Source organism: Empedobacter sp. UBA7611 (assembly GCF_002484365.1).
Taxonomy (GTDB): Bacteria; Bacteroidota; Bacteroidia; order Flavobacteriales; family Weeksellaceae; genus Empedobacter; species Empedobacter falsenii_B.
Genome location: NZ_DLJR01000070.1, coordinates 1 through 16,311 on the forward strand (window position 1 = coordinate 1; position 16,311 = coordinate 16,311).

A 16,311-nucleotide genomic window follows, 5' to 3' on the forward strand; every position below is an offset into this window, starting at 1 on the left:
ATTTTGGCATGATTACAAATATTTAAAATTAAAACGTTTTTTATTTTTTGTAAGATGATAAGAACCTAATTATTTCTTAGGTCCCATCATCATAATCATTCTTTTACCTTCAAGTTTTGGCATTTGTTCTACTTTTCCAACATCTTCCAATTCTTGAGCTAAACGTAACAATAAGATTTCTCCTTGATCTTTAAAGATAATAGAACGTCCTTTGAAGAAAACATATGCTTTCAATTTTGAACCTTCTTCTAAGAAAGATCTTGCGTGACGTCTTTTGAATTCGTAATCATGATCATCTGTTTGAGGACCGAAACGAATTTCTTTCACGACAACTTTCTGCTGTTTAGCTTTAAGTTCTTTTTCTTTTTTCTTTTGTTCGTATAAGAATTTTTTGTACTCTACGACACGACAAACAGGTGGAATGGCTTTTTCACTGATCATTACCAAATCTAAACCTTGTTCTTCTGCAAGTTCTAAAGCTTTAGCTATTGGATATACACCAGGTTCTATACCTTCTCCAACAACGCGTACTTCTTTCGCGTCAATCTTATCATTGATCTTGTGTTGATCTTCCTTAATTACTCTGGCTGGACCTCTGCCGCCTTTTCTTCTAATTGCGATAGTTATTCTGTTTTAAATTATTTTAATTTGATTTGTTCTTTCATGAAGTCGATAAACGCTTGAATCGTCATCTCTCCTAAATCACCTTCTCCGTGTCTTCTTACAGAAACTGTACCGTTTTCTGCTTCTTTTTCACCGATGATTAACATGAAAGGAATTTTACCGATTTCGGCATCACGGATTTTTTTACCAGTTTTCTCGTTTCTACTGTCAATCAGTCCGTTAATTTCTTCTTCGGCCAGCAAATTTAATACTTTTTCTCCATATTCCACATATTTTTCACTAATTGGTAAAATTGTGAATAAATCTGGTGTTAACCAAAGTGGTAAATTACCTGCTGTATTTTCTAACAAAATGGCAATGAAACGTTCCATAGAGCCAAATGGCGCACGGTGAATCATTACTGGTCTGTGTTTTTCGTTGTCTGCTCCAGTGTAAGTTAAATCAAAACGATCTGGTAAATTATAATCCACTTGGATTGTTCCTAATTGCCATTGACGTCCTAATGCATCTTTCACCATAAAGTCTAACTTAGGTCCATAGAATGCAGCTTCGCCATATTCTACAACTGTTGGTAAACCTTTTTCTGCTGATGCTGTGATAATTGCTTGTTCAGCTTTTTCCCAGTTTTCATCAGATCCGATGTATTTTTCTTTATTCTCTGGATCTCTTAATGAGATTTGAGCCGAATAATTATCAAATCCAAGATTTGTAAATACATATAATACTAAATCAATTACTTTTTTGAATTCTTCTAATAATTGATCTGGTGTACAGAATAAGTGAGCATCATCTTGAGTAAATCCACGAACACGCGTTAAACCGTGTAATTCTCCTGATTGTTCGTAACGATAAACTGTACCAAACTCTGCATAACGTTTTGGTAAATCGCGGTACGACCATTGAGATGTTTTGTAAATCTCACAGTGATGTGGACAGTTCATTGGTTTTAACAAGAATTCTTCTCCTTCGTTTGGCGTTTTAATTGGCTGAAAACTATCTGCACCATATTTTGCATAGTGACCAGAAGTTACATACAATTCTTTTTGACCAATGTGTGGAGAAATTACCATTTCGTAACCCATTTTTTGTTGCTCTTTCAATAAGAAGTTTTCTAATTTTCTTCTCAAAGCAGCTCCTTTTGGTAACCAAAGAGGTAAACCTGCACCAACTTTTTCAGAGAAAGCAAATAAACCTAATTCTTTCCCTAATTTACGGTGATCACGTTTTTTTGCTTCTTCTAATAACTCAAGATATTCTGTTAAATCTTTTTGTTTTGGGAATGTAATACCATAAACACGAGTCAACATCTTGTTTTTCTCATCTCCACGCCAATAGGCTCCCGCAACATTCAAGATTTTTGCAGCTTTCACAATTCCAGTGTTTGGAATGTGTCCACCACGACATAAATCTGTAAAATTATCGTGTGTACAGAATGTAATATCTCCATCTTGTAGATTAGAGATTAATTCTGTTTTGTATTCATTGTCTTTGTATGTCTCTAATGCTTCTGCTTTTGAAACTGAATATAATTTGAATTCAGCTTTTTTCTTTGCATTCTCTAACATTGCTTTTTCTACTTTCGCAAAATCAGCTTCTGTAAATTTATCCTCACCAAAATCAACATCGTAATAGAAACCTTTGTCAATAGCAGGTCCAATAGTTAATTTAGCATTTGGATAAAACTCTAAAATAGCTTGCGCTAATAAGTGAGCAGATGAATGCCAAAAAGCTTTTTTACCCATTTCATCATTCCAGGTTAACAATTTGATCGTTGCATCTGTGGTGATTGGGGTTGTTGTTTCAACTTGTTGATCGTTTACTATAGCCGAAATTACATTACGTGCTAAACCTTCACTAATGCTTAGCGCCACGTCCATAGGAGTTACGCCACTCTCATACTGTCTTACACTTCCATCTGGAAGAGAAATGTTTATCATCTTACTTTTAGAATTTGTACTAGGATGCAAAATTACGAATTTTCTGTAAGTTGACGAAATTTTTAAAGGGTTGATTTTAGCTAAAATATTAAGTAAATAGTTGAGCTATTGTTTTGAATGAAATTATCTTGTTTTCGATAAAATTAATATTGAATTATCTCTTTATAAACTTTAAAATTTCGTTTGATTCTTTTGTTTTAATATAATAAATTCCAGCCGCTAATCCTTGACAATTAATCGTTATATTTGATTGATTATTAATACGAACCGATTGTACACTTTGTCCAACTGAATTGTAAATGAAAAGTATATTATTTTGAGTATTTAATTGTGTTTTATCAATACCAATTATAATTTTATCATTCGTAATATTTGCTGATTTTAACCAGATAAAAGGTTTTGATTCAATTGATTTTGTACTTAAACTCTCATGAATTTTAAATTGCATCACAACAGGTAAATGATCGCTCATATTGTACAAATTAGTTCGTAGAGTTTGAGAGTAAATGCCTGTACAATCAGGATCTTTAACATCTTTATTCAAACAATCTCCATTATTTCCATACGCTTTATAACTATCGTTTATAAAAGAAAAACGTGAGCTGTTTTTGAAATTTTCACTCATCATAATAAAATCAAAACGATCATCTAAACCGCCACTTGCCCCTGCATTAGTTCCGCTTCCAAAACCTATGTTAGAAACGCGTGTACTTTGTGTATGTAAATAACTAAAAGCTGGATTGTCTTGCCAATTTCCAAGTGCATTTAATGGATCAATCATCAAAATAGCATTTGCCGGATTGATAATTTCTTGATAAGCTGGTTCTGATGAATTATAAAAATTAAAATCTCCAGCAAAAAGAACATATGTATTAGGTTGCGTTAATTTTTTCAAGGATTTTGTGACTTCTTGCACCATTTCCAAACGCATTTGACGATTTGCAGGTCCTGTACTTGATTTTAGATGCGCAACAAAAACTTCTAAATGAATGGGATCGTTTGAAGTAATATTTAATTGAAAAGAATATTGATTGATGTCGCGATAAACTGTTGGGATTTTTTGTTGATTAACCAACGTCAATTTACGTGTATTATAAAAAACCATTGTTTGTAACGGATCATCTAATTTCGTTGTATCAGCCACAAAAAGTGCGCGAGCAAATTTATCAGGTTGATTTTGCAAAGATGTATTTAAGATTAAATCAGCGCCATTTTCTGTTACTAATTCACAAATCATAAATAAATCTGGTTTGTATTCGTCTAAAATATCTCTTAAGATCAATTGACGATTTTGAGGAAGTGAATTCGGAAATTTGAACACATTATAAAACATCGTATTTAATGTTTCTTGTGAAAAAATAGAAACCGAAAGGATTAAAAATAAAAGGAGTAAATTTTTTTTCATATCAATTGATTTTAGTTTTACACTTCAACTTTTTTTAAATCTAAGGGATTAATTTAGAATGTCTTAAAGTTAATTATTATCAATTGAATAAAAAATTTTATTTCTTTTAATTAAAAATATAATTGGTTTAATGTCAAATAAAAAATCCAGTTCTTTTCGAAACTGGATTTTGAAATATTTTATGAACGTGCTCGTCTGAAATATAAAAACAAAGTTAGTAATCCGAAGACGATGTTTGGTATCCATGAGGCGACAAGTGGCGAAACATATCCTTTTTCGGAAAACGTAGACGTTGTTTGCGAGAAGAAAATGTAGACAAACGCTAACGAAATACCAACTGCAAGATTGATTCCGATTCCTCCACGACGTTTTTTAGATGAAAGCGATAAAGCTAAAAGTGTCAAAATAATAGTTGAAAATGGTACGCTCAAACGGTTATTTAATTCATTTTCGTATGTATTTACATTGGCAGAACCTTTTGCTTTTTGTTTCTGAATAAATTCATTTAATTCGAAGGTATTCATTGTTTCAGCAACATATTCTTCTGGTAAAATTTCATCAGGAGAAGCTGGTAACTTCAAATTTGTATTGGCTTCGTAATTTAACTTTTCGGTTTTATCCTTGTTAATTTCGCGTGTGTAAACACTCATTAATGCATAAGTAGAATCTTTATCATTCCAATTAAAACTTGAAGCGATGATTTGTTTTTTCAACTCAGTCGAATCAAATTTTTGATACATAAAAGAACTTCCTAATTTTTCTGTTCTGTCATAACTATCTACAAAAACAAACTCATCAGGAGAAATTTGCGAACCGATACGTTGTCGTTTATAATATTCTTCCTTGTCGTTATTACTCAATAAATGGGTGTATTGGTATTTATTTTTTTTGATATTTGCCCAAGGCAAAACCACATTTCCTACTACCAAAGCAGAAACAGCTAAAAATATAGCAACCCAAATATATGGAAGTGTAAATCGATAAAAACTAATACCACCCGAAAGCACACCTACAATTTCGGTTTGCATCGTAAGTCGTGATGTAAAATAAATCACAGTGATAAAAACGGCAATTGGTAAAAAGGTGTTGATAATCCAAATAGACCAATAAGGGTAAAATTGGGTTAAAGCCGAAAAAGCTGTAGAACCACTATCATTAATACGTCCTAATTTTTGACTAAGATCGACAATAACAGCGATAGTAGACAAAATCAAAACCATGAAGATAAAGGTTCCGATAAAGTTTCGGATGATGTATTTATCAATTATTTTCAAACTACAGACGTTGTTTTAATTGTGGAACAATTTGTTCTTTCCATTGAGCGAAATCTCCTGCTAAGATATGCTGTCTTGCAACTCTTACCAAATCTAAATAAAACGCAAGGTTATGAACAGATGCAATTTGTTTTCCTAACGCTTCGTTGGCATTGAACAAATGACGAACATAGGCTTTTGTGTAATAACTATCCACATAGCTAGTCCCGTTTTCGTCTAATGGTTCAAAACAATCTTTCCATTTTGCATTTTTCATATTCATAACACCATTCCACGTGAACAACATGGCGTTACGCGCATTACGAGTTGGCATAACACAGTCGAACATATCAACTCCTAAAGCAATACATTCGATGATATTCCAAGGTGTTCCAACTCCCATTAAATAACGAGGTTTGTCTTGTGGAAGAATTTCGGTTACGATATCCGTCATTTCGTACATCACAGGTTCTGGTTCACCAACAGATAATCCACCAATAGCATTTCCTTCTGCACCGAAATCCGCAATATATTTTGCTGATTCTTGACGCAAATCTTTGAAATCATTTCCTTGTACAATTGGGAAAAGCGTTTGTTTGTGATCGTAATATTCAGGATTATTGTTTAACCAAGTTCTACAACGCTCCAACCAACGATGTGTGACATGCATCGCACGTTTTGCATCGTGATATTTTGCTGGAATTCCTGTTAATTCATCAAAAGCCATAAAAATATCAGCTCCGATATAACGCTGAATTTCCATTGATTTTTCTGGCGTAAACATGTGGTAAGAACCATCGATATGNNAATTGGTTTTTGCCAATTCATAAATTTATGTAATCCACCCGCTCTGTGCAAAATATCAGTTCCTGGACGCAAATACAAATGATAAGTATTTCCAAGAATGATTTGGGCTTTAATATCTTCTTCTAATTCACGTTGGTGAACAGATTTTACTGTACCAACCGTACCAACTGGCATAAAAATAGGTGTTTCGATTTTACCATGATCGGTTTCTACAACACCGGCTCTTGCCTTAGAAAATTCGTCTTTTTTATCGATTGAAAATTTCATAGTGTGCAAAGATATTAATTGTTTAGCTTGTTGCGAGTTGGTTTCGAAAAAAATAACAAAAAAATAAGGATAAAATTGCTTTTACCCTTATTTGTAAATTTTATGAAATGACTATTTTGTAAAACGTAATGACATTTTGCGATCAGAAGCTCTTTCTGCGTCAGAAGCTGTTTCAGCTACTTTTGCAAATTCTTCTCCGTAACCTTCGGCAGCAATAATTTGCGCACCAACACCACGTTTTGTTAATTCAGCTTTTAAGTAATCTGCTCTTTTTTGAGAGATTTCTTTGTTTTTCTCATCATCACCAACTTTATCTGTGTACGCTCCAAGCTTAATTTTTGCAGTTGGATATTTTTTCAAAATTGCAGCAACATTGTCTAATTGAATTTCAGAACCTGGTTCTAATTGATCAGTTTTACCAAAAACGAAATTTACATTATCAAAGTTGAACCATTTTTCTTTTAATTGATCTTCTGACATTGTTGCAAAATCTGGAGCTTTGATAAATTTGATAATTTGATCTTCTAATCCATTTGCGTATCCTTTCAAAGCAACACCATCTAAATCGATATCAGATAATTCTTTCGGTGCAGCGTTAAGCGAATCTGTATTCAATGAATCAACCACAATTTCAGTTTCTTCTGTAACAACTGTTTTTTCTTCGTTCTTATTGCATTTTTTTAATAAGAAAAAGGCCGCTAAAGCAACTAAAATTAATGGAATTAACCATTTCCAAAAACCTCCGCCATCATTGTTGTTATGAGTTTCTGCGTAAGCATCAACTGGCGCTACATAAGGTTTTTCTTCCGGTTCTACATCAACTACTTTTCTTGTTTCTGTAATAGTTTCAGTTACATGATCTTTTGCAACATCTATTGTTTCAGTGATTTTAGGCGCATCATTAAACATTGTTCCTAAACCTAAAGCTCCAAGTCCTAAGCCAGTTGGGATTAATCCTAAAATTTTATCTTTAATTCCTCCTAAAGATGAAAAGAAATCAGCTTCTGTTACATTGTTAAATTCGGCTTCTTTCCCAATAGATCCAAAAGTTGTTAATGCAGTTAAGTCTAATAATTTTGAAGATGAACCTGTCGAAATTCCTGCATATTCAGCAATTTTAGAAACGATTGGTTGCGCATTCGAACCAAAAATAACATTGATTAATTCTTTAATCGTGTCTGGTGTTTCTTGTTCTGTCGAAATATTTGCTAATCCACGAGAAGCACCAAAAGATTTGATGGTATGAAATAAGCCTGTAGTAGAATTCTTTTTTTCTAAAACACCTCCTAAAAGAATAGGAATAAATGCATTGATTGCTTTAGAAATTCCCGATTCATTTTCACCTAATTCTGATGAAGTTTTCGAGATCAAATCTGGGGTAATATACCCTTTTACTAATTCAATAATGTTCATAGATTTTAATTTTTAATTATAGCCTTTTTTAAGTTGTAATTTGTTCTTAACGAATATTGTACCAATATTCATATTTATTAAAATTAGTTAAAAAAAATGATAATTTTTCTATTTTTTTGAAAAGATGTTAGATTGGAACTAATTTTATCAACTGAATTACTAATAAAAAAGAATAATTATGCAAGAGCAAGACAAGGTAGATAGTTTGCAAGATGTAATAACAACACCATTTAAGGATTTAGAAAACTTTACACAATGGTTATTAACGAAAGGCTCTGAAGTTGGATGGAGCTTAGTTTCTGCTTTATTAACCTTAATAATTGGTTTTTGGGTAACAGGTAAACTTGTCAAGTTAATCGAAAAAAGAATGGTTGCACGAAATGTCGATTTATCAATTCGTACGTTTTTAATTCCAATTCTTAATATATTATTCAAAGCTATTGTATTAACTTTTGTTGTAGGTCGATTAGGTTTTAATGCTTCTGGTTTTGTTGCAGCTTTAGGAGGTGTTGGTTTAGCAGTTGGTTTAGCTTTGCAAGGTTCTTTGTCGAATTTTGCAGCAGGAATTTTAATTATTCTTTTCAAACCTTTTAAAGTTGGAGATTATATCGTATCGCAAGGAAATGAAGGAAGTGTAGAGTCGATAAATTTACTAAATACAGTAATTGCAACTGCAAAAGGACAGATCATAACTTTGCCAAACGGAAATTTATTTAACAATCCAATTACCAATTATTCTGTAAAAGAATATCGTCGATTAGATGTAAATGTTGGTATTTCTTATGATGATGATTTTGACAAAGCGCGCGAAGTTTTGTTGAATGTTTTAGAGAAAAATGAATTGGTTGATGATACACAATCTAAAACGGTTGAGATTCTAGAATTTGCTGCAAGTTCTGTGAATTTGGCTGTGCGTTGTTATGTGAAAAATAGTGATTATTGGACGGCTTATTGGCAATTGTATCGCGCAGTGAAATATGCGTTAGACGACAATAATATCTCGATGCCTTATCCACATACAGAAATGATTATTAAAAACGAATCGAACTTGTCAACAATTCCTTTCGAGAACAAAGATTAATGAAGTATTTACTTACCATATTATCAATTTTTTCGTCTGTGCATTTTTTTGCGCAGACCGAATTAATTGAGAAACATCTCAATTCTGATTTCTATTCCACTCAATTCACGGGATTTTATTTGTATGATCCAATCACGAAAGAAGAAATTTATAATTATAACGGAAACAAATTTTTTGTTCCAGCATCTAACACCAAAATTTTTACGTTGTATACAGCGATGAAAATGTTAAATGATTCGATTCCTGCATTCAAATATCAGTTGATTGGTAACGAATTGCATATCGAAGGAACTGGAGATCCAACTTTTTTGCATCCAAAATATAAAAATACACGAGCGTTAGATTTCCTGAAAAATAATGGTTCTAAAATTGTTTTTCATTGGAATAATTTCGACGAAGAATCTTTTTTACCAGGTTGGACTTGGGACGATTTTAGAAAAGATTATGCACCAGAAAGAAGTCAGTTTCCGATTCATGAAAATTTAGTTTCGATTTCGAAAAATGGGAGTTCAATCAAAACATTTCCAACATATTTTGAAGAATTGACAGAAATTAAAGAAATGCCAGAACCGAGGAATTTCTATGATAATAAATTTTATATCAGCAATAAAAAACGAACAGAAAAAGTTCCTTTTATTGTGAATGAAACGGTGATAGAAAAATCGTTGTCGCAAATTTTGGGAAAACCTGTTGATATGGTCAAAACGCCAATGGTTAATAATCCGAAAGTGTTTTATAGTCAGAAATCAGATGATGTTTACCGCGAAATGATGGAAAATAGCGATAATTTTTTGGCAGAACATTTATTGATTTTAGCTTCGAGTACTTTACCAGGAAAACTGAGCGCCTCTGAAACGATTACCTATTCGAAAAGATATTTGTTGAATGATTTGAAACAACAACCAGAATGGTTTGACGGTTCGGGATTATCGCGTTATAATTTGTTTACACCTCAAAGTTTTGCGCAAGTTTTAGGGAAAATGTACAACGAATTTCCTGAGCAACGTTTGTTTTCTATTTTCCCAATCGGCGGTAAAACGGGAACAATCAAAAATAGATACAAAGATTCGGCGCAACCTTATATTTACGCCAAAACAGGGACATTGAACAATAATGTAACGTTGAGTGGTTATTTGAAAACTAAATCTGGAAGAACGTTAATTTTTAGTTTGATGAATAACAATTCGATCAAAGATTTATCTTGGATTCGAAATGAGAACGAAAAGTTATTGCGAGTGATTAGAGATAATTATTAAGCATATTTGAAATAAAAAAACCTTCCGAAATCGGAAGGCTTTTGCTTTATTAGAAAGACATCTTTACGGTGTCGTTATTTCCTGTTAATACTTTTGTGTCTTTTTTGTTTTTGACATCAAAAGTTACAATGTTTTGTTGGTCATTAAAAATATCTGTCAACAAAGCTACTTTTAGTTCTATCGAGCTGATATCAGAAATTTTATCAAACTTAAAGAAAACTCGTGTCGATTTATCATTTACCTGATAACCATAATACGAAGTTCCCAAAGCTTTACCATTTACTTTGACATCAACTTTACTATTTACATACGCTTTCAACTTGTTCTCAAAATTAGATTTGTTCGAAACATCTGCACCAACTGCTTTTTCCAACTGATTGGTAAATGTACGCGCGGTTATGTTTAAAGTTCCGGTTTCTTGTTCGTAATCAACCTTGATATTTGCTGTATGGAAATCTTGGGCACTTAGGTTAAAAGTTACTAAAACCAAAAGCAAAGAGAATAGATATTTTATATATTTCATTTTATTTCTTAGTTTGTACAAGTCTATTTCAAATCGAGTGCCAAAGATTCTTAAAATTTAAAAGAAAGCTTTAGCGACTTGTTAATAACGAAATTAGAATAAAAAAATTATAAATCACATAAAAATATAAAAAGAGTATTAATAACTTAATACTCTTTTCTATGAATTTATTCTAAATTTTTAAGCAAACCAAACATGGTAAGGAATTCTACTTAAAATACAAACTAAACCAATAATTGCAAAGACTGCAACGCTCATTGGTACAGTTGTAGATCGTTTCAATTTTGCATTAGCAATTGTCATAAAAACAACACCTGCAATCATCATCATAGGGTGTTCAACAAAAGTTAATCTTAAGCCAGAATCTTTCATTATTCCTGATGGTTCTAAAGCAGAAAACATCATTATATAATAGACTAATCCAAGTAATAATTGAACGTGAAAAGTAATGGTTGTAAATAACCCGATTTTTTTAATTGTTGCGTTTGTATCTTTTTTAGAAATCGCATAAATTAATGTTGAAATCATAAAGATAACGCCCATCAAAATCACAAGATAAGCCCAGCCACTATGAAATTGTTTGATAAAATCCATTTTTCTAATTTTAGTTTTTCAATACAAAAATAATAAACCTTTTTACATAAATACTATTTGATGATATTTATGTGTTTTCAGAACAGTTTTTTAGATTAATCAAAATCTCGTAATTTCGCGCAAAATATATCCGAAATGGGAAAAGATAAAATCAGAAGATTTAACGAAAATAAAACTTTTCAGAATGTTGTTCAACCAACACGAGAAGAGGCGATTAATGAGTTTGCATTAAAAGGAAATTGGAACAAAGAATTTTTCAAGAACGATAATCCAATTGTGTTAGAACTTGGATGCGGAAAAGGAGAATATACAGTTGCAATGGCGCGTCGTGACAAGGATCGTAATTTTATCGGAGTAGATATTAAAGGATCAAGATTTTGGCGTGGTGCTAAGACTTGTTTGGATGAAGGAATAGAAAATGCTGGATTTCTTCGAACTCAAATCGAAATTATCGATCATCTTTTTGCAGAAAATGAGGTGAGCGAAATTTGGATTACTTTCCCAGATCCACAAATCAAATACAGAAGAACAAAACATCGTTTGACAGATCCTGAATTTTTGAGACGTTACAATACAATCTTGAAACCAGAAGGAACAGTAAACTTAAAAACGGATTCTGAATTTTTACATGGGTATACACATGGTGTTATTCACATTGAAGGTCACGAAGTGATTCGTTCTACACACGATGTTTATCACCCAGATCATTCGGATATTCCTGCAATTGTAACGGAAGTACAAACATATTACGAATCGAAGTTTTTGGAAGAAGGTAAAAAGATTACTTATATAAAGTTTCAATTAAAATATTAATAAAAAAATCCATCGAAAGATGGATTTTTTTATTTCAAATAAATCTGATAAAATATTATTAATCATATATTTGTTTTAACACTAATATGATTTTATGAGAAATAAATTTTTATTCCTTACGCCTTTTTTATTCCATGCTATTTTTTCTTTTGGGCAATCCAAAGAAAACTTCATTTTTGCGACAATGGAGACAGAGAATGCAATTTTTTTACAAAAAAATCATGCAGATTCAATTGATCTAATATCTTCGAAAGATAATTTATCTGCTATTTATTTTCATCCAGAAATTGCTGAAAGTTTACATGGAAAATTTGCGCATGGACATGGTTATATTTTTAGAAATTCGAAAGAAGATGCACTACAATCACTTCAAGAAAAACCATCTCAGAAAAAAGCACCTTTCAATTATACCATTTCAGAACAAGCTTTTATAACAACAGCTTTGAATGATGTTGATGTGAAAGAAATTGAGAAAACAATTTTGATGTTAGAAGGTTTCAAAACGCGTTATCATACACGACAAGAAGCAAATAATGCGGTTCTTAAATTGAAAGAAGTTTGGGTGAAAATGATTGCTGATGCAGGACGAACTGACGTATTTGTAAGAATCGTTGATCATGTGAATACGCCAATGAAGTCGTTGATTTTGACTTTTAATGGAATTGAAAAGAAAGATGAATTTGTGATTATTGGAGGTCATGCCGATTCGACTGTTGGTTGGAATGCAAATCAAACTTTTGCACCAGGAGCAGATGATAATGCATCTGGAATTGCAACAATCACCGAAGTTTTGCGTGTGTTGTTAAAAAATAATTTCAAACCGCAACGAACTACCGAAATTATGGCTTACGCAGCAGAAGAAATAGGTTTAGTAGGATCGAAAGAAATTGCGCAGAAATACGCTTCGGAGAATAAAAATGTAATAGGTTATGTACAATTTGATATGACGAATTACAAAGGTTCTACGAAAGATGTTATTTTGATGACGGATGCTTATTGTGATGCAAATCTCAATTCGTTTTTGATGCAATTGATGGACGAATACAACAAAACGGGTTTACATCAATTCACGTATGATACTTCACAATGTGGATACGGATGTTCAGATCATTTTAGTTGGTCGGATAATGGTTTTGCGGCAACTTTACCTTTCGAGGCTAAAATGCAAGATAGCAATCCATACATTCATTCTGTAAATGATACATATGCAACTCTTGGGAAAACCTCTACGCATGCGGCGAAGTTTACAAAATTAGGAATAGAATATGTAGTTGAAGCGGCTAAAATCTCGACTTTAGGTACAAATGATATTGATAAAAATTCGTCTAAAATTTACATTTCAAATAAAATATTGAATTATCAATTAAATTTTAAATCTCCAATTTCGATCAAAATAATTGATGCAACAGGACGAATGATTAAAACGATAAATACTGAAAATTCTAATGGAAGTGTAAATCTTTCTAACTTATCAGCAGGATTTTATGTCGCAACAATTCAAGATGATAATGGAAATAGTGTTTCGCATAAATTTATATTGAAGTAGATTTCTTACCAAATAAAAAACAAAAAGCAAGCTGAAATAGCTTGCTTTTATATTTTTGAAATTTATCTAAATCTTAGTCATTCAAACTTTGTAGGTAAGAAACCCAACCTAACGTTTGGTATTCTTTTGCCGCAGTTTTTACATCAGCAGCTTTGTAAATTCCACGACCAACAATCATAAAGTCTGTGTGGTAATTTTTGAAAACTAATTCTGGCGTATTATACTGTTGTCCTTTGCTATCTCCAGTCGAAGAAATATTAACACCAGGCGTAAACAATAACAAGTTATCAGGAATTTGGCGTTGTGCAACAGCTCCTAAAACATTTCCAGATTGTTCCGAAACATTAATTGCTTTTGTAAAGTAATAATCATCAGTCAATGTTCCTTTCGAAGACATTTCAACAATTGTGATAACTCCGGTATTTTCGAAAACTTTTAATGATTCTAAACCTCCAATTGGATGAACAGTTACTAAATCTGCCCAATCAGAAATTTTGTAAATCGATTTCTTAAATTGTAATTCTTGCGTATTTCCAATATCTCCAAACTTGCGATCTTCGAATAATAAGAATTCTTTTTCACGTGCGATTTTTTTCAACTCAACAATTAAGTTATCCGAAAAATCTTGAATAATATCTGAATGTAATTTTAACGCAACAATATGATCACCAACCTTTTTAGCGAAATCTGTAATTTCTTCAGAAGTAATTAAATCTGCAGAAGCAATTAAGTTAGATTGTTTTTTCAATGCTAATTCAACCAAACGTTTTCCAACTGGATGTACAATTTTTTTGTTTTCCAATGCAATACGTTGTTTTGCAGGAACCGCTTCTGGAGGTAGAGCTAAAAAGTCTTTGATTTTTTTCGCTTCATCATCACTTAAACGGTGATATTTATGTAAAATATCGATTACCTCGTGAATTGTAAATAACGTTTTCACATTGTAACCTTGTTCTTTCAATTTTTCAGATCCACCTTGCGCACGATCTAAAACAACCACCAAATCTTTTACACGTAAACCTTCGCGCTCAACTTGATCAATTGTTTCTAATAAAGATTGTCCAGAAGTAATTACATCTTCGACCAAAAGACAAGATTGTCCTTCCGCAAAAACACCTTCTACCATACGTTTAGTACCGTAACCTTTGTTTTCTTTACGTTTGATAATCAAAGGAATATTCGATGTTAAACTCATTGTAGTCGCCATTGGCAAAGCTGCATAAGGCACACCACAAATCAAGTCGTATTCTACATCTTCAACTAAATCTAATAAGTTATTTGCTAAAGTTTTTAGTAATTGTGGACTCGAAGCTAAAGGTCTTAAATCGACATAGAAAGGAGATTCTATACCACTTTTTAAAGTAAAATTTCCAAATTTTATAATTCCCAGCTCGTAAGCTTTCAATAAAAAATCTTCTCTTGGTTGCATCTGTGTAATGTTTGAGCAAAGTTAATAGGTTTTTGAGTCATTTATGGCATTTTCACGAAAATTAATTTTAAGATGAATAAAAATTGAATATTTATACTGATTTGATTTATAATTTGTTCGAAAAGTGAAATATTATAAATTCTGAAATAATTTTTCTAATTAAGAAACATTCAATTTGGAGCCGTTTTAGATGAAAACTTCATAAAATAACTTTACTTTTGAAATCTATACAAACACAAATGAAAAAATATATATTCGCTAGCATCGCTTTTGTAAGTATGTTGGTTTCGGCACAAGAAACGCCTTTCAAATTCAAAGAATTAGTTAATAATTCTGCACTTCCTATTATTTCGCAAGGAAAAACGGGAACTTGTTGGTCATTTTCGACAACTTCTTTTTTAGAATCGGAAGTGAAGCGTTTGACAGGAAAAGATGTCGATTTATCGGAAATGTATAATGTGCGTTTTACTTATCCTGTAAAAGCTTATAATTATATATATCGCCAAGGAAAAGCACAATTTAGTGAAGGAGGTTTGTCGCATGATGTATTAAACTCGGTTCGTAAAAATGGATTAGTTCCAAACGAAGTTTATGCAGGTTTTGCGAATGGAACAGATGTGAAACATAACCACGAAATGTTGGTAAAGGATTTGAAAGTTGGATTAGATTCGATTGTAAAAAATCCTAAAAAATATTTAACAGCAGATTGGAAATCAAAATTTGATCAAAAATTGAATGATAAATTAGGTGTTCCTCCGACAAAATTCAAATTCGAAGGAAAAGAATATACGCCACAAGAATTTGCAAAAGCCTTGAAAATAAATCCTGATGATTATGTAACCTTGACATCTTTTCAGCAAGCGCCTTATTATTCACAATTTATTTTGCAAGTGCCAGATAATTTTTCAAATGGTTCATATTATAATTTACCATTAGATGAATACATGAAAGTCTTGGACGAAGCGTTATATAAAGGATATACAGCGGCTTTTGATACAGATGTTTCTGAAAAAACATTTTCTAAAAAGTATGGAATGGCAATTTGGCCTTCAGAAGGTTTAGAATCAGATTATTTTGTTCAGATTTTACCTGAAAAATGGGTTTCTGCTGATGAGCGTCAAGCTGCTTTTGAAGATTATTCGACAGAAGATGACCATTTAATGCATATTACAGGAATTTTGAAAGATCAATTGGGAAATCAATATTATGATGTAAAAAATTCTTGGGGAACAACAGATTTAGGAAATAATGGACACATTTATATGTCGAAACCATTTTTCAGAATGAAATCAATTGCTTTTACAGTGCACAAAGATGCGTTGTCAAAAGAAGTGAAAAAGCAATTAGGTATAAAATAAAATCA

Annotated in this window: 13 protein-coding genes and 1 pseudogene; 5 read left to right on the plus strand and 9 right to left on the minus strand. The window is 32.0% G+C overall.

Annotated features, from left to right (window positions below; all coding sequences use genetic code 11):
- Positions 1-69: 69 nt before the first annotated feature.
- The 6 genes and pseudogenes from infC to B3R94_RS12345 all read right to left on the minus strand — a co-directional run bounded on the left by infC (position 70) and on the right by B3R94_RS12345 (position 7,706).
- Positions 70-579: a translation initiation factor IF-3 gene (infC, locus tag B3R94_RS12320; RefSeq protein ID WP_236688239.1), complete on the minus strand. Its 510-nt coding sequence runs from the start codon at positions 577-579 to the stop codon at positions 70-72.
- Positions 580-638: 59 nt separating this feature from the next.
- Entirely contained in the window at positions 639-2,561 is a 1,923-nt protein-coding gene (thrS, locus tag B3R94_RS12325) for a threonine--tRNA ligase (RefSeq protein ID WP_114998657.1), read from the minus strand.
- A 154-nt stretch (positions 2,562-2,715) separates the two neighbouring features.
- Positions 2,716-3,966, minus strand: coding sequence for a hypothetical protein (locus B3R94_RS12330; protein WP_280049321.1), 1,251 nt, complete (start codon positions 3,964-3,966; stop codon positions 2,716-2,718).
- Positions 3,967-4,145: 179 nt separating this feature from the next.
- Complete coding sequence (locus tag B3R94_RS12335; protein ID WP_114998662.1) at positions 4,146-5,240, minus strand: LptF/LptG family permease; 1,095 nt, start codon at positions 5,238-5,240, stop codon at positions 4,146-4,148.
- Between the two features lies 1 nt (position 5,241).
- Positions 5,242-6,293 (minus strand): annotated as a pseudogene (locus B3R94_RS12340) (tRNA guanosine(34) transglycosylase Tgt).
- Between the two features lie 111 nt (positions 6,294-6,404).
- Positions 6,405-7,706, minus strand: coding sequence for an OmpA family protein (locus tag B3R94_RS12345; RefSeq protein ID WP_291101165.1), 1,302 nt, complete (start codon positions 7,704-7,706; stop codon positions 6,405-6,407).
- 178 nt (positions 7,707-7,884) lie between these two features.
- On the opposite strand from B3R94_RS12345, the gene B3R94_RS12350 reads away from it, so the two are divergent.
- Together B3R94_RS12350 and B3R94_RS12355 are read left to right on the plus strand one after the other, a co-directional pair.
- Positions 7,885-8,787, plus strand: a complete 903-nt coding sequence (locus B3R94_RS12350) for a mechanosensitive ion channel family protein (RefSeq protein WP_291093836.1) — start codon at positions 7,885-7,887, stop codon at positions 8,785-8,787.
- The gene (locus B3R94_RS12355) at positions 8,787-10,043 is read left to right on the plus strand and encodes a D-alanyl-D-alanine carboxypeptidase/D-alanyl-D-alanine-endopeptidase (protein WP_291101167.1); all 1,257 of its coding nucleotides are present in this window, start codon (positions 8,787-8,789) and stop codon (positions 10,041-10,043) included. Before B3R94_RS12350 ends, B3R94_RS12355 begins: the two co-directional genes overlap by 1 nt.
- A gap of 49 nt (positions 10,044-10,092) precedes the next feature.
- Here the strand turns inward: B3R94_RS12355 and B3R94_RS12360 are convergent, their stop codons facing one another.
- Positions 10,093-10,566: a DUF6702 family protein gene (locus tag B3R94_RS12360; RefSeq protein ID WP_038337123.1), complete on the minus strand. Its 474-nt coding sequence runs from the start codon at positions 10,564-10,566 to the stop codon at positions 10,093-10,095.
- Positions 10,567-10,746: 180 nt separating this feature from the next.
- On the minus strand, positions 10,747-11,160 hold the full coding sequence (locus tag B3R94_RS12365) for a hypothetical protein (protein ID WP_038337122.1): 414 nt from the start codon (positions 11,158-11,160) through the stop codon (positions 10,747-10,749).
- A gap of 135 nt (positions 11,161-11,295) precedes the next feature.
- Between B3R94_RS12365 and trmB the strand changes: the two genes are divergently transcribed.
- Positions 11,296-11,973 carry a tRNA (guanosine(46)-N7)-methyltransferase TrmB gene (gene trmB / locus B3R94_RS12370; RefSeq protein WP_038337121.1) on the plus strand — a complete coding sequence of 226 codons (678 nt, stop codon included), beginning with the start codon at positions 11,296-11,298 and terminating at the stop codon, positions 11,971-11,973.
- Between the two features lie 94 nt (positions 11,974-12,067).
- Positions 12,068-13,519 (plus strand): M20/M25/M40 family metallo-hydrolase, encoded by a 1,452-nt coding sequence (locus B3R94_RS12375; RefSeq protein ID WP_291101170.1) that lies wholly within the window; start codon positions 12,068-12,070, stop codon positions 13,517-13,519.
- 73 nt (positions 13,520-13,592) lie between these two features.
- Here B3R94_RS12375 and B3R94_RS12380 read toward each other — a convergent pair whose 3' ends face one another.
- Positions 13,593-14,948 (minus strand): orotate phosphoribosyltransferase, encoded by a 1,356-nt coding sequence (locus B3R94_RS12380; protein WP_125349589.1) that lies wholly within the window; start codon positions 14,946-14,948, stop codon positions 13,593-13,595.
- A gap of 239 nt (positions 14,949-15,187) precedes the next feature.
- Between B3R94_RS12380 and B3R94_RS12385 the strand changes: the two genes are divergently transcribed.
- A complete protein-coding gene (locus B3R94_RS12385; protein ID WP_280037872.1) occupies positions 15,188-16,306 on the plus strand; it encodes a C1 family peptidase in 1,119 nt (372 codons plus the stop codon).
- The last annotated feature ends 5 nt before the right edge of the window (positions 16,307-16,311 follow it).